Consider the following 26,378-nt stretch of genomic DNA (forward strand, 5'->3'; position numbering starts at 1 on the left):
TGCTATAGAGATTTCTGACATAATTTCAGTTAGTAAGCCGCCAAATAATTTCACCGCAACAAGAAAAGACAAAGAAATAATGCGACCTCTGGCACTGGTTGTTGACGACGAACCAGATATTTGTAACTTAATTAGCCTAACACTTAAGCGAATGGATGTGGACTGTCACAGTGCAGGCACGCTCGCACAAGCAAAGGAACTGCTACACAACCATAGCTATCAATTTTGCCTCACAGATTTACGACTTCCTGATGGCGATGGCTTACAACTGGTTGAATACATTCAGCAAGTTGTCGAGACACATCTGCCTATAGCGGTCATAACCGCTCACGGGAATATGGATAGTGCAATCAAAGCATTGAAGCTGGGCGCATTTGACTTTGTTAGTAAACCTGTTGATTTAGAGCGCTTAAGGAATCTTGCTCAACTGGCCCTCCGGTTGAATCATCAACAAAGCGACGAGTTAACCCAAAGTGACACAGAGTTGTTATTGGGTGATGCTGGTAACATGCGTATACTAAGGAATCAACTGGCAAAAGTTGCACGCAGTGATGCACCTATATTTATCAGCGGTGAATCCGGATCGGGGAAAGAGCTTGCAGCTCGATCCATCCATCAGCACGGAGCCAGAGCTGATAAGCCTTTTGTCCCGATTAATTGCGGAGCGATTCCAAAAGAATTAGTAGAAAGTGAGTTTTTTGGGCATCGAAAAGGTAGCTTTACTGGCGCTTATAAGGACAAGGTCGGCTTACTTCAAAGTGCAGAGGGAGGAAGTCTGTTTCTCGATGAAATCGCTGACCTTCCCCTGGATATGCAAGTCAAGCTACTTAGGGTTATACAAGAAAAATCTGTTCGTCCTATTGGCGCAAACCAGGAAATCCCTATTGACATTCGTATTCTGAGCGCGACTCATAAAAATCTAGCTACTGAAGTGGCAGAAGGGCGCTTTCGTAGCGACCTCTACTATCGAATCAATGTTATAGAGATCTCTATACCTCCACTACGTGATCGTGTTGAAGATATTCCTGTTCTTGCACAAGCTTTCATGCAAAGAATTGCACGGAAGTCCGGCCTACCCCGGCCGAAAATACATCCTCAAGCAATGTTAGCCCTTCAAAAATTTCATTTTCCAGGAAATGTTAGGCAGCTAGAAAATATTCTCGAAAGGGCTTTCACTTTATGCGAAAAGAGAGAAATTAAAGAGTCAGACCTTAAGCTTGATCAAAATACGGCATCAACAAAAGAGCTCTCTGAGCTTAGCCAGTTCCCCGTCATGCCTGCTCCTTCACGACAGTTATTTGAGTCCTCTCAATACACAACGATTGATGAATATCTACAAGAGATAGAAAAAGAAGTTATAGAGAGCGCACTAAGCAAGACAAGATGGAATAGAACTGCGGCAGCAGAGCGCCTTGGAATCAGCTTTCGCTCACTTCGATATCGACTAAAGAAATTAGGTCTAGAAACCTAACCTGCTAGATTGAGTAGCTCCATAAAAAAGAGCTACTCAATATTTATCTTATAATTTCACAAAAAATTACCAACAGTCTCCACTACTAGCACTTTTTACACCTGCCTGAGTTAAAGTAAAACTAGCACAGCTACTGTCACCCGCTTGAACCGAGCCCGACTGAGGCGCTGCCGTCAATGTATAGGTTGTCGCCGTTAGAACACCCGAAATAGAATAAAGGTCATTTTCCGTTGATAGGGTATTCCCATTAGATATTTCACCGGCAACAGAACAGTTAGCATCATCATAAGCGCTAAAAGCCGTAAAGCAACGTTGTAAACGCTGCGCCACATCATTTAGTTCAGTTTTAGCCTCTGCACGATTACTTTTCCTAACAGAATCCATATAGGAGGGGTAAGCAATTGCCCCTAAGATTCCAATTATTGCAACAACCACCAAAACTTCTATTAAAGTAAACCCGCAATTCATACGAAAACTAAAGTTCTTCATAAAATACTACTCTTTATGGTTGCCGCCAAGATAAACGATCATTAGGTCGAGAAAGCTCGCCATTAGGTCCTCCCACAGCGCCTGACGTATCTGATGAAGGGATAAATATTTTTTTCCCTGCAATAATAACATCAGAAAAAGCGATGGTAGCGCTATCTTCTTTCGTATTGGGCTCATCCAAGATACTCTCATTTGCAAACCTGGGATCGCCTAAGCCAATAAGCTCCATAGTCCAGCCTGTTGCACCGTAAGCACAGGGATCCTCAGATGGAATAAGAGTCGGAAAAATTAAGCGATCTCGAATTAATAGTGGCTTACTGATAACTCTTTCACCTGTTACATTTGCTGTAGATCCAGAAACCGCCCCAAAATCTAAATACCATCCCTTTTTAGTATCCCACCAAGAGGTATCGCTATCCCCGTTAATGGTTCTCGAACCAGAAGACTCTGAGATAGTTTTCTCAAATAATTCTGACCTATTTGTAGATGTGATATTAGTATCGTTATCAACAATGCCATAAAAAGTATGGACCACATCCCCTTCCCCATCATCAGCTGAAGATAAATAACTACCTGTACCAAAGTACACCATAATAGCATTATCCACCTTCGAGTTGGCTCCTAGCACTGGTGCTGCGGTGATAGGCTGTGAACGGCCATTAATATCATTTGCAGTGAATAGGGGCTCGGGGGATGATTCGCTTCCAAATGCAACCTTCCAACTGCTCTCAGATTCACTACTCAGATCAAACTTCCACATATTGCCGTAAATATCACCAGCATATGCGGCTCTAACTATCCCGTAGATATCAGGTAATAGTGATGGCCCGGCCAAACCATTATCGGTTGAGCTACCGGCCTCTAATACTTCAATATCGCTGGGATCAGCCAAGTCGACAATCACTAATGAGGCAGCATCATTATTGGAGTTGTATCCATTTCCAAAAATTAACTTCCAACCTGCTGGTGTAGGTGCAATAAGCGGTTGTCCAATAACATTCCCTATACTGTCATTATCTGAACTATCCAGCTCGAACAAAACCTCTGGACTCGATGGATTAGTTACATCAAGAACAAACAGACCCTCTGATCCAGCACCGTAAGTACCCACTAAAATATTCCGCCATGACTCACTGGCGCCCTTCTTAAAGTAGGCATCACTTACATATAAGGGACCATCCACAATATACTCATGGGGGTTAGATTCAGTGCCATAATCAGTCTTTGTTAAATCAGCCAACTTTTCATAAGCGCCCGATGGAATATAAGCAAATTCCTCGACACCAGTGGCAGAGTTTAGCCCATGCAACATTCCATCGTTGGCACTCACATAGAGAATTTCTTTTGAGCGAGTTTCTTTGGTATCTGATAAGTAAGAAGCGTATTTGTCACCACCAAGATAAGCGGGTAGAGACGAATAATACATATCCTTATTATTCGCTAATGCTGGACTGCTATTAACAACATCACCCAACAAATAAGTTCGGCTGCGCATCCCTGAGATCGATTTACCCCACAACCACTCCAAACGCTCCTCACCGACAGAATCACTATCAGGTCCAATCAGGGCTGACTTTTGTTTGTTCGTTAAATTATTCCAAGTAAAACTCACTGTGTCGGAGCCATCATAAGTGAGTATCGTTCGACCCGACGTGGGTATTTTCCCTGAGGACGAGGTACTCCACTTAGGGGTATCGCTCAAGCCTCCATCTGTATCCATCGCAAAAGCTTTGACTTCACCACTCCAGTCGTTTGAATCAAATAGCGCTTGGAAAACCAATGTATCAGTTCCCAAGCGAGTGGAGTTGGCCGCAACCGCTGATGAGGATCCAGCGCGCCCGCTGATATTACTTAATACAGCTTTTAGTTGATCGGCGAACGTTTTGGAATCACTTGCGCTGTAGAAACCTCCACGACTATTCAGAGAAGCATGTAATAGATCGTCTAATTTATTTGCATTAATATTGGGGTCTGAATAACTGGGGTCTGGATCCCCCCAAGAAATAGCGGTGCTGGTATCAATCGCATTAAATGCGGTAGTCGGGTCAACGTTACCTGTAACTCCAAGCGCAACCCCAAAAGTCACCATATGTTGCCAGGTTGCCGTATCAATACTGCCTTCAGCTTGACTTACATTATTTGATAGATTGGTATTTAAATCGGTTTTCCAATAATCCATGGCAATATCTGCCAGTGTATTACTATACGAATCGGAGAATGGCGCTCCATAAGTTCCATCCGCATTGCCGTAGTTATCAATCTTACTACTGCCATAATCATTGCCATAACCATCTGTCATTAAAATGGTATAGCTCGATCTACAGGCAACATCAGAGCTAGTGCTACCGCTTTCTCCAGGTGTTGAAGACCAAGGCCCCCTGCTATCCATGCGACTGTAGTATTTACCCGCTGCTTCCAGAGCGTTTAATAAAGGGGTCCCTTGTGAAGGAATCGTTGTTCCATACAGCCTCTCAAAGAAATTCTCTCTATCGGTATCCTTAAAAGCGCGCACCCCCTCAAGGATCACATCAGTGCTAACATTATCAATAGTTTTACTACCAGTATTAAGTGTACCAAAACCTACGCGTAACCCCTCCCCTTGGGCTGAAAAAGCATGTCCGATCCCTGCCCGAGACATCAATACACGGGAGCGATGGTAGCTATACCAGTTAGCAAAATTCTGAATTTCCTCTGCATAGGTACAAGCACTTGAATCTGCGCAGTCCGTTCGCGCACTGCCCCCTGCATAGGTACTTCCATCATTCTTAATTTGGACACGATCATAGCTACTAGAAAAATAAACATCTGATGAAGCTGTTCCTTTATAATTAAAATAGGTGGCGGGATAGAATGTAAGGTCGCCACTCTCACACAATTCATCGGATGAATTACTCGAATCCTTGGTAGCGGTGCCTTTTATCCAACAATTTGCACTCTGTGTATTATTTACTGTGAGGTTGCGCCAGCCTTTAGAGATATCATAAGGGTTGTGATATGCCTTTTGAGGATTTGCATTTAAAAATGCATTGCCATATTCATCCTCCTCGGCCCAAGGAAGATACAGAACGGCTGGATTATAATAAGACTTGTTATTGTATGAGGAACGGTAATAAGCAGCCCATTTATTATCACTATCGAATTTCGCTATGGTCTGTCTATCATCGGACCCATTCCAGTAGTCACAATCATAAGACGAAGAGCTATTATAAGGACAGGGGGTTAATCGCACAGCAGCATTATGACTATCCGCTTCAGTTTGCGGGAAAACATACTCTACTGAATAGGTTTCATACCTATACACCCACTTCTTTTTTTTATTATTCCATATCTCTGTCCGTACAGAAAAATACTCAGTAATTTCCGAGGGAGTAACTTCAAACTGCATTGACCCAGAATCATCCAAAATAAACATAATATTTGGATCAACCGAAGTACTTAAAAACAGTGGCTGTTGAGCAAAATCAAGGGATGCCGCACTATGTGATATCCCTAAACTTAAAAATGCGGCCGTAATTGCCGAGGCGCTTTTTAATTTTTTTACAAGACTAATCATAATCATTATTCCAAGCGCAAATTATTAACGAGCAGTAGTAGACTGGAGAATTACTACAGTACTATCGCTGCCGCCGACACCGCGGCTGGTAATTCGGTAGTACTCGGGCGCCTTATCGTTAGCTTTGCAAACCTGATCAATACAGCCACCGTTATTGGCATTCCATTGTGCCCCAGTAAATTTCTCGACGACATAAACCGGCTGGCTGGCAACCCCGCTGAGTTCGAGATCGGTCGAAACCGAGACGCTGTCCCAGTCATAATCCAGCCAAAACTCAGTCGCAGAAGAGCCGTCCATTTCTTCAACATATCCAACATTAGTTCCATCGTAAAGCTGGCTTATCGAACGGTCAAAGTCCTCTACCAGCCTAACTTCAGCAACCCGCAATGCAGCTTCAGCCGCCTGGAATGCAAGCTGGCGATCGCGCATATTACCGGCCATTAACTCCTGCATACCACTTCCGCGAATCGCCGCCAGCCCGATAAAAGTCATCAGTAGTAAAATAATCAGCCCAACAAGCAATGTTGCCCCACCTTGCTGTTGCAGGCTTTTAACATAAGGTCTTTCTTTCATTTCCCTACCTCCAATTACGGCAAACTACGGCTACGGAGAGATACAATACTCGTGAAGACCTGGCGCAGGCGCCTATCGCCTGGATCGAGATCCTCCTCTCCATTGAAACTGTATAGCTGCGTGTCCTGAAGTACATTATCGTCGTCGGAGGAAACCAATAATTCCACCCTAATACTGACTAATCTTTCCCAGTCTTTACTGGAAATCTCTTTTGCGGTCTTAAACTCATCTGGGTTATTAGTATCCAAGCCGTAAGTGATCTGCATTTGTTCAACTCCAGTTAAGAGTTCTTGAGATTCACCATTTATCTCTCGAAACAAACTTGGGCGACCAGAGGTACCATTGTCGATATAATAAAATGTACTGGTTGTTACAAAAACCTGCGCATCTTGATCGAAGTAATGGCCTTGGTTTTTTTCACTTTCGTTAAAGACTCCATAGCCCTTTTTATTTCCCGGTGTAAAGCCATCGGCATCTGAGTGGTATAGCCCAACCTCCCCAGACCTACTTCCACTATCAAACCCAGTCACTTGGAAAGCTAGCGCTTTTGTACAATCGGCAATTATCGCAATATCACTGGCACAAATACCGCTGTATTTATCTTTACCTTCATCGCAGCCATCTTTTTCGACTTCGGTATTTTCAATATAAAATCGATCTCTCAATGTTGCGCCAGTTACTGCCACAGCCGCCTCATTTGCGCTTCGCAACAACAAAACATCCGAATCTCCGGAATGGTTTGGATAGCTTGGATCGATTTGGTCGTGATCGATTCCCTCTGCGGGATCAGCAAAATTATAAAGCGTTGTTTCGCTATCATTTAATATGTTTTCAAACTCACCGGTCGCGGCATTCATACAGCCGAGAAAACCGGCCATACGTATATCTTCACTCATAAAATCAATTGCAAGGCGTCCAGTTTCCTGCACCCTAGCGATGGCCTGCTGGGTAGTGAATGTGACTTTACTCGACAAAAAAAGCTGTACCACTCCAGCCATCAATATCAAACCAACGGTAATAGATACCATGAGTTCAACAAGTGAGATTCCTCGCTGCTTAAACATTACAATTTCCACTAAATTATTGTCATATATTGAAAGCTACTGGTACCTTCATCATCACCAGTGCCAGTGGAATCCTCCTCCCCCCACTGGACAATTACCGTACACACATCATTTACATCACAACTAATTCCCCCCCTACCCGCCGGGAGGAGATCTGACAACAAGTTTCTCCACTCACCTAAATCAATATCAGCGCGGTTTGAACTCGAACTTGGCGTGGGATCATCAACATCTATCTCATAGTCTGATAAATTCTCACGATTAGCCCTTAAACGCTCAAATACATCTTGAGCCAGAATATTCGCCTGTGAGCGCATGTAGGCACTGTGATTGTATTGCAGCGCTTTGTTTTGCAGCGCTGCCAAGCCAAGCAGTGATGTGGAAAGAATTAATACGGTTACTAGAACTTCGATTAATCCAACTCCACGCTGGGAATTTAATAATTTCACCTCATCTCCTTTAGCAGTCTGCTCTTGCTACTGTTATCAAGCCGGCTGCACCAACTGTCATGCTTCTAGCGTTACTGCTAATACATTTAGAGTTTTTCGCAACTATAGTAATATCAGTAAAGCGCCCTAGAGTACCCAGGCTTGTGTAGCGGATAAAATTTGTAGCTGCACCCTGATCAACCGTAATAGAAGCATCTGGATCATCAATATCCCACACTCTTAAAACTGTATCGACAACGGGCGTACCAGCCTTATCGGTAGCCGCGCTGTCAACAAATACTATCCATCCCTGGTCCCAAGTATTTGCAGCTCCACAGCTAGCCCCATTTGTACTCGCACAGATAGAAACCCTCCCCCCACGTCTAATGGCCTCCGAGCGCGAGTAATTAAGGGCCCCTATAAAGTCCTCAGCCAAAGCCACTGAACGGCTGTTGTTGATCATATCTGTGAACTTTGGGACTGCAATACCAATGAGTACAGATAAAACCACCAGTGTGATCATCATCTCTATCAGAGTAAATCCATATTGCTTCCGGGGAAGATTTCCCAGATCTGTGTTTTTAAACTGCATCTATTTCAAACGCCTGTGCCAATAATTCAGAGTTCACTTTACCGCCAAACATCTAGAAAGAGAAAAAGACCGTGGATATAGTCGGGAAAGTAGCATTTCAATTCGTTATCAAACCAGATCAAACCGACTAGCGGCCTTTCCAGCAGATTCAATGGTCATTTAAATGAGACCTACGTCTAATAATCCCGGGAGGGAACCATGACTCAGCGGGGATTTACGTTACTTGAGCTACTAATCACTCTTTGTATTTTATCCATACTTCTATTTATCGGTCTGCCAAGCTTTACGCAGATTATTGAAAAAACACAGCTAGAGCTTGCGGGTGAGGAGCTAATTAGCGCTATACAGCTAACAAGAAATACGGCTGTTGTGAAGAATCAACGCGTCACTATGCGCAACTCAGGAAGCTGGGATCTTGGGTGGGAGATTTTTATCGATGCCGACAATGACGGTTCCCGCGGTGAAAGAGACACTCTAGTAATGTCTGGGGCTAGATTAGATAAAGTGCAGGTTCTATCTAACTCTCCACTTAGAGATTACATTTCCTTTATTGGAACCGGTGAAAGTCGCAAGGCAGGCTCTCCTCAAGGCGCATTACAAATGGGAAGTCTCTATGTTTGCAGCCTTGATGGATCACAGGGCCTAGCCCTGATATTGTTTCACAGCGGTCGCCTAAGAGTCGAGCAGGCGAATCAAAGCCAATGCTCCTAGCCTCCTAAAACCAAAGGGAAAGGAGGCGCGAGAAGTTTTGATTATTTGAGTTCTTTAGGCAGGGAGAATCGTATATTTTCAGCTCGCCCATCCATTTCTTCTGGAAGGCTTGCACCAAGTTGTTGCAATCGGCTAACGACTCCCTGCACCAAAATTTCTGGTGCTGAGGCCCCGGCTGTGATCCCTATAGCCGCCTTACCCTGGAGCCAATCCGCATCGATATCATCCGCACCATCGATCAATTTGGCAGCAGCACCACAGCGTTCAGCGAGTTCACGCAGGCGATTAGAGTTAGAACTATTCGGGCTACCAACAACAAGGACCAGGTCACTTTCCAGAGCCAGCTGCTTTACAGCATCCTGGCGATTCTGGGTTGCGTAACAGATATCATCTTTTCGAGGCCCACGGATTTCAGGGAAACGCACTCTCAGGGCATCAATGACTCGAGCGGTATCATCCATGGATAGTGTTGTTTGGGTAACATAGGCGAGATTACTCTCGTCTTTAACGGTTAACTTCGCAACATCCTCTTCGTCTTCAACCAGGTAGATGGCACCACCAGCAGAGTTGTCATACTGCCCCATTGTGCCCTCCACTTCCGGGTGCCCGGCGTGGCCGATTAGTATGCACTCAGCACCGTCGGTGCTGAACTTACTCACTTCAATATGCACCTTGGTAACGAGTGGGCAAGTAGCATCGAATACACGCAGGCCGCGCTCTTCAGCTTCGCGCTGCACAGCTTTTGAAACACCGTGAGCACTGAAGATAACGATAACATCATCGGGTACTTCATCGAGTTCATCGACAAAGACCGCACCGCGCTCTTTCAGGCTCTCCACCACAAACTTATTGTGCACCACTTCATGGCGGACATAGATCGGCGCACCAAATACATCCAGGGCGCGATTCACAATATCAATTGCCCGATCAACACCGGCACAAAAGCCCCGGGGGTTAGCCATTCGGATTTGCATGTCTACTTCAGTACCCTACTTGCTACAAAGAGGGAACCCGACCCTATTGGATCGAATCCACCGCAATAATTTTCACATGGAAATTTAAGGTTTGACCGGCCAATGGATGATTAAAGTCGACGGTAACATCGTCCTCACCAATCTCACTGATTACTCCGGGGAGTTCGCCGCTGCCGTTGTCAAAAGAGACTACCAACCCGCGCTCCAGCTCCATATCGGGAGAAAAGGTATCCCGGCGTACCTTTTGCAGGTTTTCCGGGTTGCGCTGACCAAATCCTATCTCCGGCGGTATCTCGATCTCGGCTTCATCCCCCGCTTTTAAACCAAAAAGCGCTTTTTCAAAGCCCGGCAGCAAACTACCATCGCCAACACTGAAAGAGGCTGGATCACCTTTGAAGGTTGAATCCACCTCAGTGCCGTCGTCCAATTTCAGGCTAAAGTGCAGTGTCACCCGGCAGTGTTCACCGATAACGGCATTACTCATAGTTCGTTAAACTTCCACGTTATTTTTTGCTTTGCCACTCTCTTTTTCTGCAAAAAAAAGTAGCTCAATAACCAGCATTGCAGCGCCGATACTAATTCCCATATCCGCAACATTGAATACCGGGAAGTGCCAGTTGCCGTAATAGACCGAAATAAAATCCCTTACGTAACCCAGCAGCACTCGATCCCAAAGGTTGCCCAAGGCTCCCCCCAAAATCAGCGCCAGGGCGCAGGGTTCCCAGCGCTTTGTTGCCGGCAAGCGCCATAGCCAAACACTGACAACAACGCTAAATACAAAGGCAATAATTCCGAAAAACCACCGCTGCCATCCCCCAGCATCAGACAGGAAGCTAAAGGCAGCACCGTAGTTTTCGGCATAAGTAAATTGCAGCAAGCCGGGAATAATTTGCATTGAAGGGCCGTGCATAAACATATCCACGGCCCAGACTTTGCTGGCGATATCGAGGACAACCACCACCAGCGCCAGCCAGTACCAGCGCCATGGATGCCCCCAAACAGGGTTGGAACTAGGCATAATGCCTCACTTCTCCTTCACCAGAAACGTTTTCCACGCAGCGCTCACAAATGTCTGGATACTCTGCTGATACACCCACATCGGCACGGTAATGCCAACAGCGCGCACACTTGGGGTGATCCACTTTGCTTACGCTGACTTTCAATCCTTCCAGCTCTGTGGACTGTGCACCGGCAGCATCGCTGAGTGGCTGTACAGAAGTGGAGGAGCAAATCAAAACAAAGCGCAACTCGTCTTCGAGCTCCAAGAGCTTTTCACGCAGGTCATCCTCGGCGAACAGAGTCACCGCCGCTTGCAGGGAGCCGCCAATAGCACCAGCTCCACGCTGCTCTTCAAGCACTTTGTTTACCGCAGTTTTTACTTCGGCGATGGCGGCCCAATAGTCCGCACCTTTAACCGAGTCTGCGGGCAGCTTCGGCAGTGAATACCATTCTTCAATAAAGATGCTGTCCGCTTTGGCACCGGGAATAAACTGCCACAGCTCTTCTGCGGTAAAGCTCAGGATAGGCGCAATCCAGCGAACAAATGCCTGAACAATATGATAGAGGGCAGTTTGCGCAGAGCGGCGTGCAGTACTGTCCTCTTTAGTGGTGTACTGGCGATCTTTGATGATATCCAGGTAGAAGCCACCCATTTCCACGACGCAGAAGTTATGTAACTTCTGATAGATCTGGTGGAACTGGTAGTTATCGTAAGCCGCGATAATTTCATCCTGTAGACGCGCAGCCTTATCCAGCGCCCAGCGATCCAGCGCCAGAAGTTCACTCTCCGGCAACAAATCTTTTTCTGGGTCAAACCCAGCCAGATTGGACAGGAAGAAGCGAGCCGTATTGCGCAAGCGACGGTAAGAGTCCGCTGTGCGTTTCAGGATCTCATCGGAAACCGCCATTTCACCACTGAAGTCTGTAGCGGAAACCCAAAGGCGCAATACATCTGCACCCAACTTGTTGATTACATCCAGTGGTGCAACGGTATTGCCGATGGACTTGGACATTTTCCGTCCCTGTGCATCTACCGTGAAACCGTGGGTCAACACTTGCTTATAAGGGGCACAATCGTTGATGGCGATGGAGGTCTTCAGTGAAGACTGGAACCAGCCACGGTGCTGATCAGAGCCCTCAAGGTACAGATCTGCCGGGAAGCGCAGGCCGTTGCGGCGCTCCAGTACGGCGTAGTGAGTCACACCTGAATCGAACCAGACATCCAGGGTGTCGGTAACCTTTTGATATTGGTCTGCCTCATCTCCCAGGAGCTCCTGCGGGTCCAGGTCAAACCAAACATCCATACCCTCGGCGTCGACCTTTTCAGCCACTTTGTCCATCAAAGCGGGAGTGTCCGGATGGATTTCATGGGTCTCTTTGTGAACAAACAAAGCGATGGGCACGCCCCAGGTGCGCTGGCGGGAAATACACCAATCCGGGCTGCCGTCGAGCATGGCATCGATACGAGCCTTGCCCCAACCGGGGATCCACTGAACTTCATCCGCTGCCTTCTGTGCATTCTCCAGAAGGTCATTCTGCTGCATGCTCACAAACCACTGCGGAGTTGCGCGGTAAATAAGCGGCGTCTTGGTGCGCCAACAGTGGGGGTAGCTGTGCTCCATCTTACCCTGGTGCAGAAGTACTCCGCGCTCCTGTAACAGGGCCACGATTTTGTCGTCCACCTTGTAGACGTGTTCACCGGCAAACAGCGGTACCATATCGCGGTATACGCCATTGTCATCGATATAGTTCAGGGTATCGATGCCGTAGCGCTTGCCCACCTGGAAGTCATCGGGACCATGGTCCGGCGCAGTGTGTACACAGCCTGTACCTGCATCAGTGGTGACATGGTCGCCGAGGATCATCGGCAATTGCTTCTCGTAAAAAGGGTGGTTTAGCTTCAGGTGCTCCAATGCGGCACCGCGAATACGGCCTACCACTTCACCTTCGAGCCCCGCCTTCTCCAATACGGCATCCTTGAGTGCTTCGGCAACGAGCAATCGGCGCTCAGCCGTTTGCACCACAACATATTCCAGCTCAGCATTGACAGAAACCGCTTGGCTGGAAGGAAGCGTCCAGGGGGTTGTGGTCCAGATAACAACGGATAGGGGGCCTTCACCCGCGTGTCCACCTGCCGCATCGGCGATAGCCAGGGATGTCTCTTCCGTCGCCGGATAGCAAACGTAAATGGAGTAGGAGGTTTTATCCTGATACTCCACTTCCGCTTCCGCCAGAGCTGATCCGCCCACAACGCTCCAGTACACGGGCTTGAAACCCCGTGCCAAATGGCCATTTTTGACCACTCGCCCAAGCGCTCGGATGATATCGCCTTCAAATTGGAAATCCATGGTGCGGTAGGGATTGTCCCATTCACCGAACACCCCTAGGCGAATAAAGTCTTTCTTCTGTCCGTCCACCTGCTTGGCTGCGTATTCGCGGCACTTCTGGCGGAAAGTTTTGTGATCCACCTTTGCGCCAGCCTTGCCAATCTTTTTCTCGACGCGGTGCTCAATCGGCAGGCCGTGGCAGTCCCAGCCAGGCACATAGGGAGCGTCAAAACCGCTCAGGGTTTTCGACTTGATAATTATATCTTTGAGAATCTTGTTGACCGAATGACCTATGTGAATATCCCCGTTGGCGTAGGGAGGGCCGTCGTGCAGGATAAACTGCTCGCGCCCCGCCCGCGCTTCGCGGATTTTTTCGTAGAGCTTGGTTTCCTGCCACTTCTTTAAAATAGCCGGCTCGCGCTGGGGCAGATTGCCGCGCATAGGAAAGTCGGTCTCAGGCAGGTTTAAGGTCACTTTATAATCAGTCATTGGATGTCTACTTCAGCTCTAGTAGAGAATAATTCATCGTCTATACGCCGGTTAGTGTCCCTTGGGGTTTTGCACAAACCAGTCTTTAGCATCGTCAATATCCTGAGCGATGCGGGCTTTGAGGATTTCCAGGGAGGCAAACTTCTCTTCATTGCGAAGTTTGTGGCAAAACTCTACCGCTAGTTCTTTCCCGTAGAGGTTGCCATCAAAATCAAACAAGTTGACTTCCAGCAGTGGCCGGGCGCCCTCTCCCTCAACTGTCGGGCGAAACCCCACATTGGCAACACCGTCAATTTCCGGCCGCCCAGCTGCGAGTTCACTTCCATTCGCGGCTTTGGTGCGAACGGTGTAAACACCAACCAGCGGGGAGCGGTAGCGGTGCAAACGCACATTGGCTGTGGGAGCACCAAGTTGCCGGCCCAAGGCGCGGCCGGGGGCAACCCGTCCGGTAATACTGTAAGGGCGCCCGAGTAAGGCCTCGGCCAACTCAAACTCGCCCCGCTGCAACGCTTCGCGAATGCGGGTGCTGCTCACCCGGGCTCCGCGAATCTCAAGCGTAGCTGTGTCTTCCACCGTGAATCCATTTTCGGCCCCGGCGCCCTGAAGGAATTGATAATCGCCACTGCGATCACAGCCGAAGCGAAAATCATCTCCCACCACTAAATGGCGGATTCCAAGGCCGTCCACCAGAATACGGCGCACAAAGGCATCGGCACTCAGGTTGCGTAACTTCTCGTTAAACTGCAAACACAGCACCCGGTCGGCACCAGCATCAAATAGCGCCAATACCTTCTCTTTAAAGCGCATCAGACGCGCGGGCGCCCTTTCCCCAGAGAAGAACTCATGTGGCTGGGGCTCAAAGATAATCGCCACCGAGGGCAGATCATGTTCCTGCGCGCGTTGCTTGAGCTGCGCAATAATCGCCTGGTGACCGAGGTGTACACCATCGAACGAGCCGATTGTCGCCACGCTTCCCCGGTGGCGGGGGCGCAGGTTGTGCAACCCGCGAATTAGTTCGCGCTCCTGGGCCAAAGCGATTTTCCCATCCTCATAAAATCGAGCCGCACAGTATAGCGGATTCCCACTGGGCGGCCAGAGGCCATATTTATCCAGATATACCCACTTAATAAACTAACTTGTGGCGCGGAAGTGGCGGGGGCGCAATCCTGAAACCAGTAAAACCGACATATAGGTCGCTCCCCCAACAGCTACGATTAGCCCCATACGCCAGGCGCGGTCATACCAGGCCCATTCACTCCACTGTGACCACAGGTGCAGAGCCCCGAGCAAAATCGCAACCATCGCCAAATTCGCCAGAAGCAACCTTACCAGGTAAGTGCCCCAACCAGCCTCAGGTTTATAGACATCATCTCGACGCAAGCCTTTATAGAGGAGCCAGGCGTTAATAGCGGCCTGGCAGGCCGTAGCCAGTGCCAGGCCCATATGGCCGAGCTTGAAGTAGTAGTTAAGCGGTATCACAAACAGCAGGCTCAACACCATTTTGGCCGAGATAGCAATTAAGCCAAAGCGCACTGGGGTATAGGTATCCTGGCGGGCAAAATAGCCCGGCGCCAGCACTTTAATCAGCATAAACGCCAACAGCCCCATGGCATAAGCGCGCAGGGACCAAGCAGCCATTTGCATATCGCGCGGCTGCATCTGCCCATACTGAAAAAGGGTTGTCAGGAGCGGCTCAGCCAGTACCACCAAGGCTACAGAGGCGGGCAGGGAAATTAGCGTGACACTGCGCAAAGCCCAGTCGAGGGTATGACGGAACCGGCGGGGATCTCCATCGGTGTGCTGACGCGACAGGCTCGGCAGAATTACCGTGGCCACTGCAACCCCAAACACCCCCAAGGGCAGCTCGGTGAGGCGGTCGGAAAAATAGAGCCAGGAAACGCTGCCGCTGGGCAGGAATGAAGCAAGCAGAGTGTCCATCACCAGGCTGATCTGGGTCACTGACACACCAAAAATCGCCGGCGCCATCAGGCGTAAAATTTTACGCACTCCTTTGTGCTGCCAATCCCACTTAGGGCTAGGCAGCAAACCTTCACGGGCGAGAAAAGGCAGTTGAAACAGCAGCTGCACCACCCCCGCAACAAAAACGCCCCAAGCCAGCGCCATAATTTGCGGATCAAACCAGCTGGTAGCAACAGTCGCCGCAGCAATCAAAACCAGGTTGAGCATCACCGGGGTTAGCGCCGGAATCGCAAAACGATCGAAAGTATTGAGTATCGCCCCGGTAAATCCCGCCAGGGAAATCAGCATTAAATAGGGAAAGGTGATCTGCAACATATCGGTAGCAAGATCGAACTTCTCCCGCTCACTGCCGTCCCACCACCAACCAAAAGCAAAAATACCCGTAACTAGTGGAGCGCAGAGAACACCAAACAGAGTAACCAACAAAAGTACGCCGCCAAGGGCGCCCGCAACCCGGTCATTTAACTCGCGCGCAGCCGCTTTACCGCCCTTTTGGCGGTATTCGGCCAGTACCGGCACAAAGGCCTGTGCAAATGCACCTTCGGCAAATAAGCGGCGGAAAAAGTTGGGAATCTTGAATGCGACAAAAAAGGCATCGGCAGCATCGCCCGCACCGGCAAAGCGGGCCAGTGCCACGTCGCGAACCAGCCCGGCCACTCGCGACAGCATAGTGGCAGCACCGACAACGGAACTGCCCCGCAGCAATCTGGAAGCACCAGATTTTTCGACTGCCTGTTCCTGAGCTGGGGATGACTGCGACAAAACTCGGACTCCTGGCGAAAGTTGAAACTTGTTGGCCGGCAAGTCTACCCCAAAACCTGGGGATATATGGGCTCCTCTACAGAGCTGAGGCCCTGCGACTGCGGGACCGCGAGCCTATACTAAGAGCGAGCTAGTCGCGCCACCCATGGAGCTGGTGGTGCGGGGAGAGAAGGGATGACCATTAGTGCTTTGATTATTGCCCTGGTTCTGGCAATTGTGCGGTACATAGCAGCTGTTGATGGCCCCAGCCCCGTCTGTCCATCCACCCCCTGCTATAACTGCGGTCGCCCAGCCCCTACCAGCTTCTGAGCTGGGTTTCGGAGCGATCGCCATATTTCGCCACAATTGAGCCGCAGTTGGTCATAGCTGCGCCACGCCAGCGCCTCCTTAGAGCTTTTTAATAACACTCAAACGGGCCACAACAGAACAGGCCCACACGAGTAAGAAAAGCCGCTAAGGAGCAGAACAATGAAAAAAGTAGTGATGGCCGTCGCCCTGGGTTCTCTAATTGCCACCGGAGCCCACGCTAAGGAACAAAACGAATCCAATTTGACTCCGGCCAAGCAGGCCTCAGTCTTTACCGGCTCTGCAATTGCCGGTGCAGCATTGGGTGGGCCCGTTGGCTTTATCGCCGGAGCACTCGGCGGAGCCTGGCTCGGAGAGCAGATCAAGCAAGCAGACGAGGCAGATATGCTGGCAACACAACTGACAGAGAGCCGTGCAGAGCTCAGCAACCTGGCACAGCAATTGGATGCGGCTCAACTGTCCGCGAACGACGCCAGCCAACTGGCCCTGGATTCACTGCAATTCCAAATGCTGTTTACCACTGGGGAGGACGAGCTTCAGGAGGGCCAAATGCATCAGCTGAGTGCCATGGCTGACTTCCTCAAGCGCCACCCCCACCTGCAAATTCACCTGGAGGGACACGCAGATCCTCGCGGCAGCGACGGCTACAACAATGTACTGTCCGATCAACGCGCCCTGAGTGTGGAAGAAGCTTTGGTATCGCTGGGAGTTGATGCCTCAAGAATCAGCCGCAGCGCACTCGGCTCCACCTATTCCCAGGCAGCCCGAGGCGATGTAGACGCCTACGCCATGGAGCGCCGCGTCGACATCCGCTTCTCCCTTCCGGAGTCCATGGCGGGAAACTTCTGAGTCAAAGGGGCACGGCGGACAACAAATCCGCATATCCCTTCGCCTTCAAGCCGCACTACATAAGCGTGAGTGGATCGCAAATCCACTCACGCAACTCCAAGCTGATAGAAACCCTGTTGTATTTGCGGGCGCCTTGCGCCCGCCTTTTTGCCTAACCCCTGCAACTTCGTGCATGATTCTCCGCCAGAAAGGAATTAAGTCGGGATTTGTCATGAGTGCAACCATCGCCATTGTCGAAGATGAACGCGCTATCGCAGAAAACTACCGCGATGCTCTGCGCCGCCACGGTTACCGGGTCGATTTATACAGCGCCAGGATTGAGGCCATGGATGCTTTTCGCCAGCGGCTGCCGGACCTGGCCGTGATCGATGTTGGCCTGGGCAGCGAGGTGGAGGGCGGTTTTGAGCTCTGCCGGGAATTGCGCGCTATGGCGCCGAGCCTGCCAATATTATTTCTCACCGCCAGGGACTCAGAGCTGGATATTATTTCCGGACTGCGCCTGGGGGCTGATGATTACCTCACCAAGGATATCTCCCTACCCCATATGCAGGCGCGAATTAACGCCCTACTGCGCCGCGTTAGCGTGCTGCGAGATCAAAACGATGAAGGCGAGAGCTTAACTCAGGGAAAGCTATGGCTGGATATTTCCAGGCTCCATTGCCACTGGGATGAGCAACCCGTGGACCTGACCGTGACCGAATTCTGGATTGTCCACGCCCTGGCCAAAAGGCCCGGTCACGTTAAATCCCGCAGCCAACTTATGGAAGCGGCCCGCGTAGTGCTGGATGACAACACCATCACCTCTCACGTCAAAAGAATCAGGCGCAAGTTCCAGGCGCTGGACACCGAGTTTAATGCCATAGGAACCGCCTACGGCATGGGGTATCGCTGGCAGCTGTAAACCGCCATCGGGCGAACAATTTCAAAAATTTAAGTATGAACCTACGCCGCCAACTCTTGCTCGTCAGCCTTGTCGCACTCACCCTGCCCTGGGCCGGCTGCCAGTACCTCCGCCAGGTGGACGCCGCCCTAGCACAAGGCCAGATCCAGGCAATCGAGGCAACTGCGGCGGCAATTGCCGCGCGCTTGGCCAGTACCCCCCAACTTATCGCTCCAGATCCTCAGCGCCTTTCACGCCCACCAGGGGCTCAGCTCTACCTGAATCCCCTATCTCAAGCTCCGAGAGTCGACGGCTATGGCGATGAGTGGCGAGCGCAGCAACTGGAGCCCAGAGCCCTTGAGGACGGGCAGCTATCCCCTATGGCCCAGGTGACGCTGGGGCAACTGGATAAGCAAGTCTACCTGCTTCTCACTGTTTCGGACTCAACTCCCGCCTACCGGGACCCCCGCACAGGCCTGATCGCTGGTGGTGACACCGTAGAGCTGTTTACCGCTGACCGGCACTACATCCTGCCCGTCGCCAGCCAGGGGACCGCCAGCGCCTTGTGGCACAACCCGAGAGAGGGCCGCTACGAGCGTGAGCTGCGCTTAAGGGGCCGCTGGACAACTTCTGGTGCCGGTTACCAATTGGAGCTGGCTCTACCACAAACCCTAACCGGTGGAGCCCTCGCTATCCGTATTCACGACAGGGCAAACAGCAGTGGTTCCTCACCGACTCGAAGCGCCAGCACACTTCCGGCAGATGGTCACCCAGGGCGCTTGGTAAGCCCTCTGCCAGACCTTCAAAGAGAACTCGACCACTTTGCGCGCCCTGGACTTCGCCTCGCAGTAGTGGACAGCGAGGGATTTCTTCTTGCCAGCAACGGACAACTACAGCTGGCAGATTCCGAGAGCAATTCGTGGCTGAGAGACTGGGCTTATCGCAAATTGCTTTCCAGAGAGGATTTGCCACAGCTGCCGGAAAATAGCTTGCCTCTTGCGACGCCTGACAGCCGTGGCACCCGGGAGCAATGGTATTCAGGACCGCTGCAATCCCGAATTGGTGCGGTGAGTGTGCCCGTTATCACCCGGGTCGACGAAGTGGTTGAGCGGCCACTTCTGGGGCAAGTCGTCGTCCTGCAATCTGGCGAAGCGATGCAATCAGTCACCGAGGGAGCAGCCCACCGGTTGTGGTTGATCAGCTGCGCCGCGGCCGCTATCGCCCTGCTCTTCCTTTTGGGCTATGCCAGCTGGCTTTCCTGGCGCGTGCGCAAGCTTCACCAGGCCGCCCGCAACGCGGTAGATTCCAGCGGCAAGCTGCGCGGTAACTTTCCCCGCTCGAAAGCCGGCGATGAGCTGGGGGAGCTAAACCGGGCCTTCGCCAGCCTGCTCGGCGAGCTGGACCAATACCACCAGTACCTGCGCACTCTCGCCAGTAAGTTGTCACACGAGCTACGCACACCGCTGGCAGTGGTTCGCTCATCCCTGGATAACCTCGCCGCCGGAGAACTCGACGACCACAGCCGCCGCTATGCAGGGCGGGCTATGGATGGCAGTGCAAGGCTGTCGGGGATTCTCAACAGTCTCTCCGCAGCCAGCAATCTTGAAACCAGCATCCACCAAGCGGAGCGGGAGCCTTTCGACCTGGCAGACCTGCTTGAAGTCATGACACAGTGCTATGGCGATGCTCACAGCGAACACCAATTTACTCTGAACAAACCCACTGGGGAGCTAGCCTGCCACGGCGCACCGGAGTTATTGGCTCAACTACTGGACAAGCTGGTGGATAACGCTTGCAGCTTCGCCCCCCAAGGCAGTGAAATTTGCCTGTCAGTAGCAAAAAACAGAGATATGTACCTGATCACAGTAGGCAATGACGGCCCTCTGCTCCCGGAAGGTTACGCTCACAAGCTGTTCGACTCTCTCGTTTCTGTGCGCAATCAAGGCGATAATGCCGGCCACCTGGGGCTGGGACTGCATATCGCCAAACTGATCGCAGACTTCCACGGAGGCTCCCTAAAAGCCCGAAACCGCAGCGACGGCAGCGGTGTAGAGTTCAGCCTGGAGTTGCCGACCGGGTAACCGCCGTTGTGGATTGACAACATATCTGCACCGAGACGCCCGCTATGGTTGACAAACAACCAACTGTGGGGATAATGTCGCGTCCCGATCGGGCCCCAGGGCCTGTTAGTTACAGATTTATAGATTCCAGACAGGAGCAACCGGTGGCCAACTCACCTCAAGCGAAGAAACGCGCGCGCCAGAACGACAAGCGCCGCATGCACAACGCCAGTCTGCGCTCCATGGTGCGCACCTACATCAAGAAGGTAGTTGCGGCCATCGATGCCGGCGATGCGGAAAAAGCAAAAACTGCGTACGCAGAAGCAGTTCCCGTTATTGACCGTATGGCAGACAAAGGCATTATTCACAAGAATAAAGCCGCTCGTCATAAGAGCCGTCTGAACGCTCAGATCAAAGCTCTGGCCGCCTAATCCCTTAGGCAGCAGACACAAAAAAGCCCCGCATTGCGGGGCTTTTTTGTGTTCGACACCTGCCAATTTAGAGCAGGATCAGGTTATCGCGGTGAATCAATTCATCGTCATCCCGATACCCTAAAAGGTCGGCAAACTTCTCCGATGACTGCCCCAGAATCCGACCACTCTCACTACTGTCATAATTAACCAGGCCCCGCGCTATCTCGCGACCTTCAGCATTCCTGCAAGACACCAGATCCCCGCGCCTGAAATGCCCTTCAACAGCGGTAACCCCCACCGGCAACAAACTGCTACCACTCCCAGTCATAGCTGCCTCGGCACCGGCATCCACTAACAGGGTTCCGCGCACCTGTAACTGTCCCGCGAGCCAGCGCTTACGCGCCGCCAGGGGATCTGCCTCTGGCAGCAACAGGGTACCCAACTGCTCGCCGGCACAGACTTTATCTATCACCGCCTCCAGGGCCCCGCCAGCGATCACTGTGCGAGCTCCTGAGCGCGCTGCCAACTGCGCTGCGCGCACCTTGGTGGTCATACCACCACGACCCAGACCGCTGCGGGAATCCCCCGCCATCTCGAGCAGCCTGGGATCAAGCGCAGATGCCTCACTAATTAATTCTGCTTCGGGGTTATCGCGGGGATCTTCAGTAAACAGCCCATCCGCATCGGTCAAAATCAGCAGCGCATCTGCCTCAACCAGATTTGCAACCAGGGCCGCCAGGGTATCGTTGTCGCCGAAACGTATTTCGTCAGTCACTACCGTGTCATTTTCATTCACGATAGGCACAGCCCCCAGTGACAGGAGCGTGCGCAAAGTGCTGCGAGCATTCAGGTAGCGGGTGCGATTGGAGAGATCGTCGTGATCCAGCAGGATCTGAGCGCTGCGAATATCAAAGCGGTTAAAGGCCTGCTCATAAACCTGTACCAGATGACTCTGTCCCACAGCAGCGGCCGCCTGCAACTGGTGGATAGACTCGGGCCGGCGACACCAGCCCAATCGATCCATTCCGGCCGCAACAGCGCCGGATGACACCAGAACGACTTCGATTCCTCGACGGCGCAAATCAGCCATCTGCGCCACCCAGGCAGAAATGGCAGCGGTATTCACACCTCGACCATTATCTGTCAGAAGGGCGCTACCAATTTTTACCACCCACCGCTGGGCCTTGGTCAACGCCTGCCGGGACACTGTTGCGGAGTCCATGCTTCCCCCTCAGGACAAGATAACTATTGAGCGAGCCAAGCTACTTCAGCAACTGCTCGCTCCATGCCATTTAAGAGCGATACTCGACATCCACATCGTGGTCGTCGTCATCATCCCAATCCTCGTCGTCATCCACCTGCCCCTTGGCAGCTTTGCGCTTGGCGCGATGACTCTCTCTCAACTCTTCGATTCGCTCGCGAGCTTCGCGCTGCATTTGACGCTGCGCTTCCAGCTCCGCCACAGCCAAGTCGGGATCTCGCTCCTCAATTTCCTGACGCTCTTCCAGGTAGTCCATCAGGCGCCCACCGAGGGCATCGGTACCCTCTTTGCGAATAGCTGCCACACGGAACACAGGCCCTTCCCAGCCCAGAGCATCCACTACCGCCTGGCAGCGCTCTTCCAGTTCCGCAGCGGGAACCAGGTCGGTCTTGTTCAATACCAGCCAGCGCTCACGCCCAGCCAGAGTCGGGCTAAAAGTGGACAGCTCGCGCTCAATGGCTCGGGCATTCTCCACCGGATCAGAGCCATCGAAGGGAGCCAGGTCAACCAGGTGCAACAAAACACGACAGCGGGTTAAGTGCTTGAGGAAGCGAATACCCAGGCCCGCCCCTTCGGCTGCACCTTCAATCAGGCCGGGAATATCTGCAATCACAAAGCTGCGATGCTTCTGAACCTGCACTACCCCCAAATTTGGTACCAAGGTGGTAAAGGGGTAGTTGGCCACTTTCGGTTTGGCCGCAGAGACGGCGCGAATAAACGTGGATTTACCCGCATTGGGCAGCCCCAACATGCCTACATCTGCCAGAACTTTTAGCTCGAGCTTGAGGCTGCGCATCTCACCCTCAGTGCCGTGCGTGGTCTGACGCGGCGCACGGTTAGTACTGGATTTGAATCGGGTATTACCCAGGCCGTGGAAGCCCCCCTGGGCCACCAGCTGACGCTCACCGGCTTCGGTCATATCGCCGATAGTCTCGCCGGTATCCGCATCAATGATCGTGGTGCCCACCGGCACCTTAAGGACCAGGTCCTCACCCTTGGCGCCAGTACAGTTGCGCCCTCGACCCGGCTGGCCACTCTCAGCGGCGTAGCGGGGCTGGTAGCGATAATCCACCAGGGTGTTCAGGGAATCATCAGCTTCCAGGTACACGGAGCCGCCATCGCCGCCGTCACCGCCATCCGGACCACCCTTCTCAACAAATTTTTCCCGGCGAAAGCTCAGGCAGCCATTGCCGCCCTTGCCTGCCTGCACAGAGATGGGCGCCTCATCGACAAACTTCATAATCACTCCACCGCCACAGCGGTTGTCTCATCCGGTGCGCAGATGCGCGCACTATCATCATACCAGCCGACAAGCCGCCTCCTGTGGGCAACTGCCACCCTAACTTCCCGTCGCGGCCTTTTTGCGACTTTTCCAACAAAAAAGCCCCGCAATAGCGGGGCTTTTTATGAAGCTTGGGCTAATGACCGCTTAAGCTGTTTCGATAGAAACGAACTTGCGGTTGTTGGGGCCCTTAACTTCAAACTTCACAACGCCGTCCGCAGTGGCGAACAGGGTGTGGTCTTTGCCCATACCAACGTTAACACCGGCGTGGAACTTGGTGCCACGCTGACGAACGATGATGTTGCCTGCTGCTACAGACTGGCCGCCAAAGCGCTTCACGCCCAGGCGTTTACTCTCGGAATCGCGACCATTTCGCGTACTACCGCCAGCTTTCTTATGTGCCATGAGTCGTTACTCCTCTCTTATGCCTTGATGCCAGTGATTTTAACTTCGGTGTACCACTGACGGTGGCCCTGGCGCTTCATGGAGTGCTTACGACGACGGAACTTGATGATTTTCACCTTCTCGCCGCGGCCGTGGCTTACCACTTCAGCAGTTACTTTAGCGCCATCTACAATAGGAGCGCCAATGCTGATCTTGTCGCCATCGACAACCATGAACACTTTATCAAAATCAATGGATTCGCCAGTTGCTACTTCCAGCTTCTCCAGGCGAAGAACTTCGCCTTCCTCTACACGGTGTTGCTTGCCACCGCTCTCAAAAACAGCGTACATATTTCTATGCTCCGGTATGGACGACACGAAGCAGCGGGAGGACCAGTAAGTCACTGCTCCGCATTTCGGGAGCTTGCGCCGTGTGTTTAACATCTATTCGCCAAAAGGCCCGCAGACGACCCAATAGCCGCAAAGAGCCCGCGATTGGCGGGGCGCAGATTCTAATCAATTCGCCGGGTTGATACAATAGCGCCCCTTCGCCTTCCGGCCCCCGGGAGGCCTATGTCTAGTCGTATAAGGAACTCTCACATGCTGCCTTTTCACCGGGTCGCCGCCGAAGACTTTGCTGCGGTTAACCAGCGCATTCTCGATCAACTGCACTCGGACGTTCCCCTGGTGGAAAATATAGGTCACTACCTGGTCGAAGCCGGGGGGAAGCGCCTGCGCCCACTACTGGTACTGCTTTGTGCCAAAGCTTGCGGCTATCAGGGTGAGAACCATATCGATCTCGCCACAATTATCGAGTTTATTCACACCGCTACCTTACTGCACGACGACGTCGTAGACACCTCTGATATGCGCCGCGGCCGCCTTACCGCCAATGCCAAGTGGGGCAATGCGCCCAGCGTACTCGTGGGAGATTTCCTCTATTCCCGCGCCTTCCAAATGATGGTTGCTCTGGAAGACATGAGCATCATGGCAATACTCTCAGAAACCACCAACACCATCGCAGAGGGTGAAGTACAGCAGCTGGTCAACGCCGGTGATCCCGAAGTAAGCGAAGAGAATTACTTCACCGTTATCCACAAAAAGACCGGCGCACTGTTTGAAGCCGCCTGTGAAACTGCGGCCGTATTAGCCAACTGCTCAAGTGAAGAACAAACTGCACTGAAACTCTACGGCCGGCACCTGGGACTCGCCTTCCAGCTGGTTGATGACGCTCTTGATTATCGCGGTAATTCGGAAGAACTGGGTAAAAATGTTGGGGATGACCTGGCGGAGGGCAAGCCGACCCTGCCCTTGATCTACACCATGGCCAACGGCAGCAAGGACCAGGCACTGCTGGTAAAAACTGCAATTGAACAGCGCAGTGCGGAAAAGCTCAGTGAAATAGTAGAGGCCATTGAAGCCTGCGGTGCTCTGGACTACACCATGGATCGTGCCCGGGCCGCTGTAGAAGACGCCAAAAAGCAATTGACCTTTATGCCCGAGAGCGAACAAAAAACCGCCCTGCAGCAATTGGCGAGTTTTGCTATAGAGAGAAACGTCTAGAAGTAAATGCTGCTCGGGCTATATCGATAGCACGGGCAGCGCCGCTACCTTAAGTACAATGCGAAGCAACGCAGTTCCCACCCCCTCGAACAGCTACCAACCCTGACCGGGCTCCAAGATTTATTCGTATCTATTTTCCTCTGCCCCTTCAACATTGGGTACGATTGTTCCTCTTGTTATTTCAAGCGCCAACACCAATTCCTCAGGAGCAAAAATAACGAGAAAAATATAATTAGTATAGAGAGATCAGCACATGAGAAGCTCTACTGCGCTTTATCAGCTTAGAAATTACCCGGAAATGTTCTTAAAAAATAACCTGGTGAGAATTTCCGGTACAAAAGATACTGGAGTCATGGATTATCAATTCGGGACCTACACCATGGGCATGGGCGCACCTGGTATCGATAGCGCCAATGAAATTTTTGCTTTCCACCGCCAAGGGGTCTTTATCGAAGATCCACAAATAATCAAAGTCCACCATATTCGCATGATCGATTGGGATGAAGACCTTGCCCTAGATCGCCTTGAGCCCTACCAAATGCGCAGCGGTGCCGACATTATGATTACCGGGCAACTCAGTGACTGCTGTTTCTGTATTGGCGGGCGCAATGCGAATATGCCGGCCGTTGCTCATGTTCGCCCAAGGAAAAAGCAGGGACTCAATGGCAAGGCCACACACAATGAAATTATCAACCGGGGAAAGTTCAGGTTTTTAGGTAACGTCACAAAATCCCTTGGGCGCTCAACTCTAAAGCCCCACCATCACATCTACACAGACTACGCCTATGTTATTGGAGTACGGGTTAAGAACCAGTGGCAAATCTTCGCTCAACACGTAAAGACCCCCAAAGGCCCCATCCAAGCTGTCACCCGACTCTTATAATTTCTTCTATAAAACCAGATAAATAACTTTTAGCACCCCCAAACCAAAAAGCCCCACAGTTGCGAGGCTTTTTAATATTAAAAAAC

At 51.4% G+C, this 26,378-nt stretch carries 24 protein-coding genes; 8 read left to right on the plus strand and 16 right to left on the minus strand.

Annotation, left to right across the window (positions count from 1 at the left end; all coding sequences use genetic code 11):
• Nucleotides 1-79 precede the first annotated feature (79 nt).
• Entirely contained in the window at nt 80-1,471 is a 1,392-nt protein-coding gene (locus ACJJI5_RS20960) for a sigma-54-dependent transcriptional regulator (protein WP_444898262.1), read from the plus strand.
• A gap of 66 nt (nt 1,472-1,537) precedes the next feature.
• On the opposite strand, the gene ACJJI5_RS20965 is transcribed toward ACJJI5_RS20960, so the two are convergent.
• The 6 genes from ACJJI5_RS20965 to ACJJI5_RS20990 are packed head-to-tail and all read right to left on the minus strand — an operon-like array spanning nt 1,538 to nt 8,170.
• Nucleotides 1,538-1,960: a type IV pilin protein gene (locus ACJJI5_RS20965; protein ID WP_445355100.1), complete on the minus strand. Its 423-nt coding sequence runs from the start codon at nt 1,958-1,960 to the stop codon at nt 1,538-1,540.
• Nucleotides 1,961-1,973: 13 nt separating this feature from the next.
• Nucleotides 1,974-5,513: a pilus assembly protein gene (locus tag ACJJI5_RS20970; protein WP_445355101.1), complete on the minus strand. Its 3,540-nt coding sequence runs from the start codon at nt 5,511-5,513 to the stop codon at nt 1,974-1,976.
• Nucleotides 5,514-5,537: 24 nt separating this feature from the next.
• Nucleotides 5,538-6,086, minus strand: a complete 549-nt coding sequence (locus ACJJI5_RS20975; protein WP_445355102.1) for a pilus assembly PilX family protein — start codon at nt 6,084-6,086, stop codon at nt 5,538-5,540.
• Between the two features lie 14 nt (nt 6,087-6,100).
• Nucleotides 6,101-7,150 (minus strand): PilW family protein, encoded by a 1,050-nt coding sequence (locus ACJJI5_RS20980; protein WP_445355103.1) that lies wholly within the window; start codon nt 7,148-7,150, stop codon nt 6,101-6,103.
• 11 nt (nt 7,151-7,161) lie between these two features.
• Nucleotides 7,162-7,599: a type IV pilus modification protein PilV gene (pilV, locus tag ACJJI5_RS20985; protein ID WP_445355104.1), complete on the minus strand. Its 438-nt coding sequence runs from the start codon at nt 7,597-7,599 to the stop codon at nt 7,162-7,164.
• A gap of 10 nt (nt 7,600-7,609) precedes the next feature.
• Nucleotides 7,610-8,170, minus strand: a complete 561-nt coding sequence (locus ACJJI5_RS20990) for a GspH/FimT family pseudopilin (protein WP_445355105.1) — start codon at nt 8,168-8,170, stop codon at nt 7,610-7,612.
• A 198-nt stretch (nt 8,171-8,368) separates the two neighbouring features.
• Here ACJJI5_RS20990 and ACJJI5_RS20995 point away from each other — a divergent pair, with 198 nt between their 5' ends.
• Nucleotides 8,369-8,881, plus strand: a complete 513-nt coding sequence (locus tag ACJJI5_RS20995; RefSeq protein WP_445355106.1) for a GspH/FimT family pseudopilin — start codon at nt 8,369-8,371, stop codon at nt 8,879-8,881.
• A 41-nt stretch (nt 8,882-8,922) separates the two neighbouring features.
• Here ACJJI5_RS20995 and ispH read toward each other — a convergent pair whose 3' ends face one another.
• The 6 genes from ispH to murJ all read right to left on the minus strand — a co-directional run bounded on the left by ispH (nt 8,923) and on the right by murJ (nt 16,412).
• Nucleotides 8,923-9,855 carry a 4-hydroxy-3-methylbut-2-enyl diphosphate reductase gene (ispH, locus tag ACJJI5_RS21000; RefSeq protein ID WP_445355107.1) on the minus strand — a complete coding sequence of 311 codons (933 nt, stop codon included), beginning with the start codon at nt 9,853-9,855 and terminating at the stop codon, nt 8,923-8,925.
• A gap of 43 nt (nt 9,856-9,898) precedes the next feature.
• Nucleotides 9,899-10,339, minus strand: coding sequence for an FKBP-type peptidyl-prolyl cis-trans isomerase (locus tag ACJJI5_RS21005; RefSeq protein WP_282934364.1), 441 nt, complete (start codon nt 10,337-10,339; stop codon nt 9,899-9,901).
• A 6-nt stretch (nt 10,340-10,345) separates the two neighbouring features.
• Nucleotides 10,346-10,873: a signal peptidase II gene (lspA, locus tag ACJJI5_RS21010; protein WP_444895261.1), complete on the minus strand. Its 528-nt coding sequence runs from the start codon at nt 10,871-10,873 to the stop codon at nt 10,346-10,348.
• Nucleotides 10,866-13,670, minus strand: a complete 2,805-nt coding sequence (ileS, locus tag ACJJI5_RS21015) for an isoleucine--tRNA ligase (RefSeq protein WP_445355108.1) — start codon at nt 13,668-13,670, stop codon at nt 10,866-10,868. The genes lspA and ileS overlap by 8 nt, the downstream gene beginning before the upstream one ends.
• Nucleotides 13,671-13,721: 51 nt before the next feature.
• A complete protein-coding gene (gene ribF / locus ACJJI5_RS21020; RefSeq protein WP_238152115.1) occupies nt 13,722-14,702 on the minus strand; it encodes a bifunctional riboflavin kinase/FAD synthetase in 981 nt (326 codons plus the stop codon).
• A 99-nt stretch (nt 14,703-14,801) separates the two neighbouring features.
• Nucleotides 14,802-16,412, minus strand: a complete 1,611-nt coding sequence (gene murJ, locus ACJJI5_RS21025; protein ID WP_445355109.1) for a murein biosynthesis integral membrane protein MurJ — start codon at nt 16,410-16,412, stop codon at nt 14,802-14,804.
• Nucleotides 16,413-16,880: 468 nt separating this feature from the next.
• Between murJ and ACJJI5_RS21030 the strand changes: the two genes are divergently transcribed.
• The 4 genes from ACJJI5_RS21030 to rpsT all read left to right on the plus strand — a co-directional run bounded on the left by ACJJI5_RS21030 (nt 16,881) and on the right by rpsT (nt 20,938).
• Complete coding sequence (locus ACJJI5_RS21030) at nt 16,881-17,567, plus strand: OmpA family protein (protein WP_108731695.1); 687 nt, start codon at nt 16,881-16,883, stop codon at nt 17,565-17,567.
• A gap of 211 nt (nt 17,568-17,778) precedes the next feature.
• Nucleotides 17,779-18,468, plus strand: coding sequence for a proteobacterial dedicated sortase system response regulator (gene pdsR / locus ACJJI5_RS21035; protein WP_108735148.1), 690 nt, complete (start codon nt 17,779-17,781; stop codon nt 18,466-18,468).
• Nucleotides 18,469-18,503: 35 nt separating this feature from the next.
• Nucleotides 18,504-20,528: an ATP-binding protein gene (locus ACJJI5_RS21040; protein ID WP_445355110.1), complete on the plus strand. Its 2,025-nt coding sequence runs from the start codon at nt 18,504-18,506 to the stop codon at nt 20,526-20,528.
• Between the two features lie 143 nt (nt 20,529-20,671).
• Complete coding sequence (gene rpsT / locus ACJJI5_RS21045; RefSeq protein ID WP_108731693.1) at nt 20,672-20,938, plus strand: 30S ribosomal protein S20; 267 nt, start codon at nt 20,672-20,674, stop codon at nt 20,936-20,938.
• A 67-nt stretch (nt 20,939-21,005) separates the two neighbouring features.
• Here rpsT and proB read toward each other — a convergent pair whose 3' ends face one another.
• The 4 genes from proB to rplU all read right to left on the minus strand — a co-directional run bounded on the left by proB (nt 21,006) and on the right by rplU (nt 24,197).
• Nucleotides 21,006-22,142, minus strand: a complete 1,137-nt coding sequence (proB, locus tag ACJJI5_RS21050; RefSeq protein ID WP_444895267.1) for a glutamate 5-kinase — start codon at nt 22,140-22,142, stop codon at nt 21,006-21,008.
• A gap of 70 nt (nt 22,143-22,212) precedes the next feature.
• Nucleotides 22,213-23,421, minus strand: coding sequence for an Obg family GTPase CgtA (gene cgtA, locus ACJJI5_RS21055; protein ID WP_108731691.1), 1,209 nt, complete (start codon nt 23,419-23,421; stop codon nt 22,213-22,215).
• A 189-nt stretch (nt 23,422-23,610) separates the two neighbouring features.
• Nucleotides 23,611-23,868, minus strand: coding sequence for a 50S ribosomal protein L27 (gene rpmA / locus ACJJI5_RS21060; protein WP_073277572.1), 258 nt, complete (start codon nt 23,866-23,868; stop codon nt 23,611-23,613).
• A gap of 17 nt (nt 23,869-23,885) precedes the next feature.
• The gene (gene rplU, locus ACJJI5_RS21065) at nt 23,886-24,197 is read right to left on the minus strand and encodes a 50S ribosomal protein L21 (protein ID WP_444936710.1); all 312 of its coding nucleotides are present in this window, start codon (nt 24,195-24,197) and stop codon (nt 23,886-23,888) included.
• A 249-nt stretch (nt 24,198-24,446) separates the two neighbouring features.
• On the opposite strand from rplU, the gene ispB reads away from it, so the two are divergent.
• Together ispB and ACJJI5_RS21075 are read left to right on the plus strand one after the other, a co-directional pair.
• On the plus strand, nt 24,447-25,409 hold the full coding sequence (ispB, locus tag ACJJI5_RS21070; RefSeq protein ID WP_445355111.1) for an octaprenyl diphosphate synthase: 963 nt from the start codon (nt 24,447-24,449) through the stop codon (nt 25,407-25,409).
• Between the two features lie 253 nt (nt 25,410-25,662).
• Complete coding sequence (locus ACJJI5_RS21075; protein WP_445355112.1) at nt 25,663-26,292, plus strand: hypothetical protein; 630 nt, start codon at nt 25,663-25,665, stop codon at nt 26,290-26,292.
• The last annotated feature ends 86 nt before the right edge of the window (nt 26,293-26,378 follow it).

Source organism: Microbulbifer maximicatervae (SeqCode) (assembly GCF_052467955.1).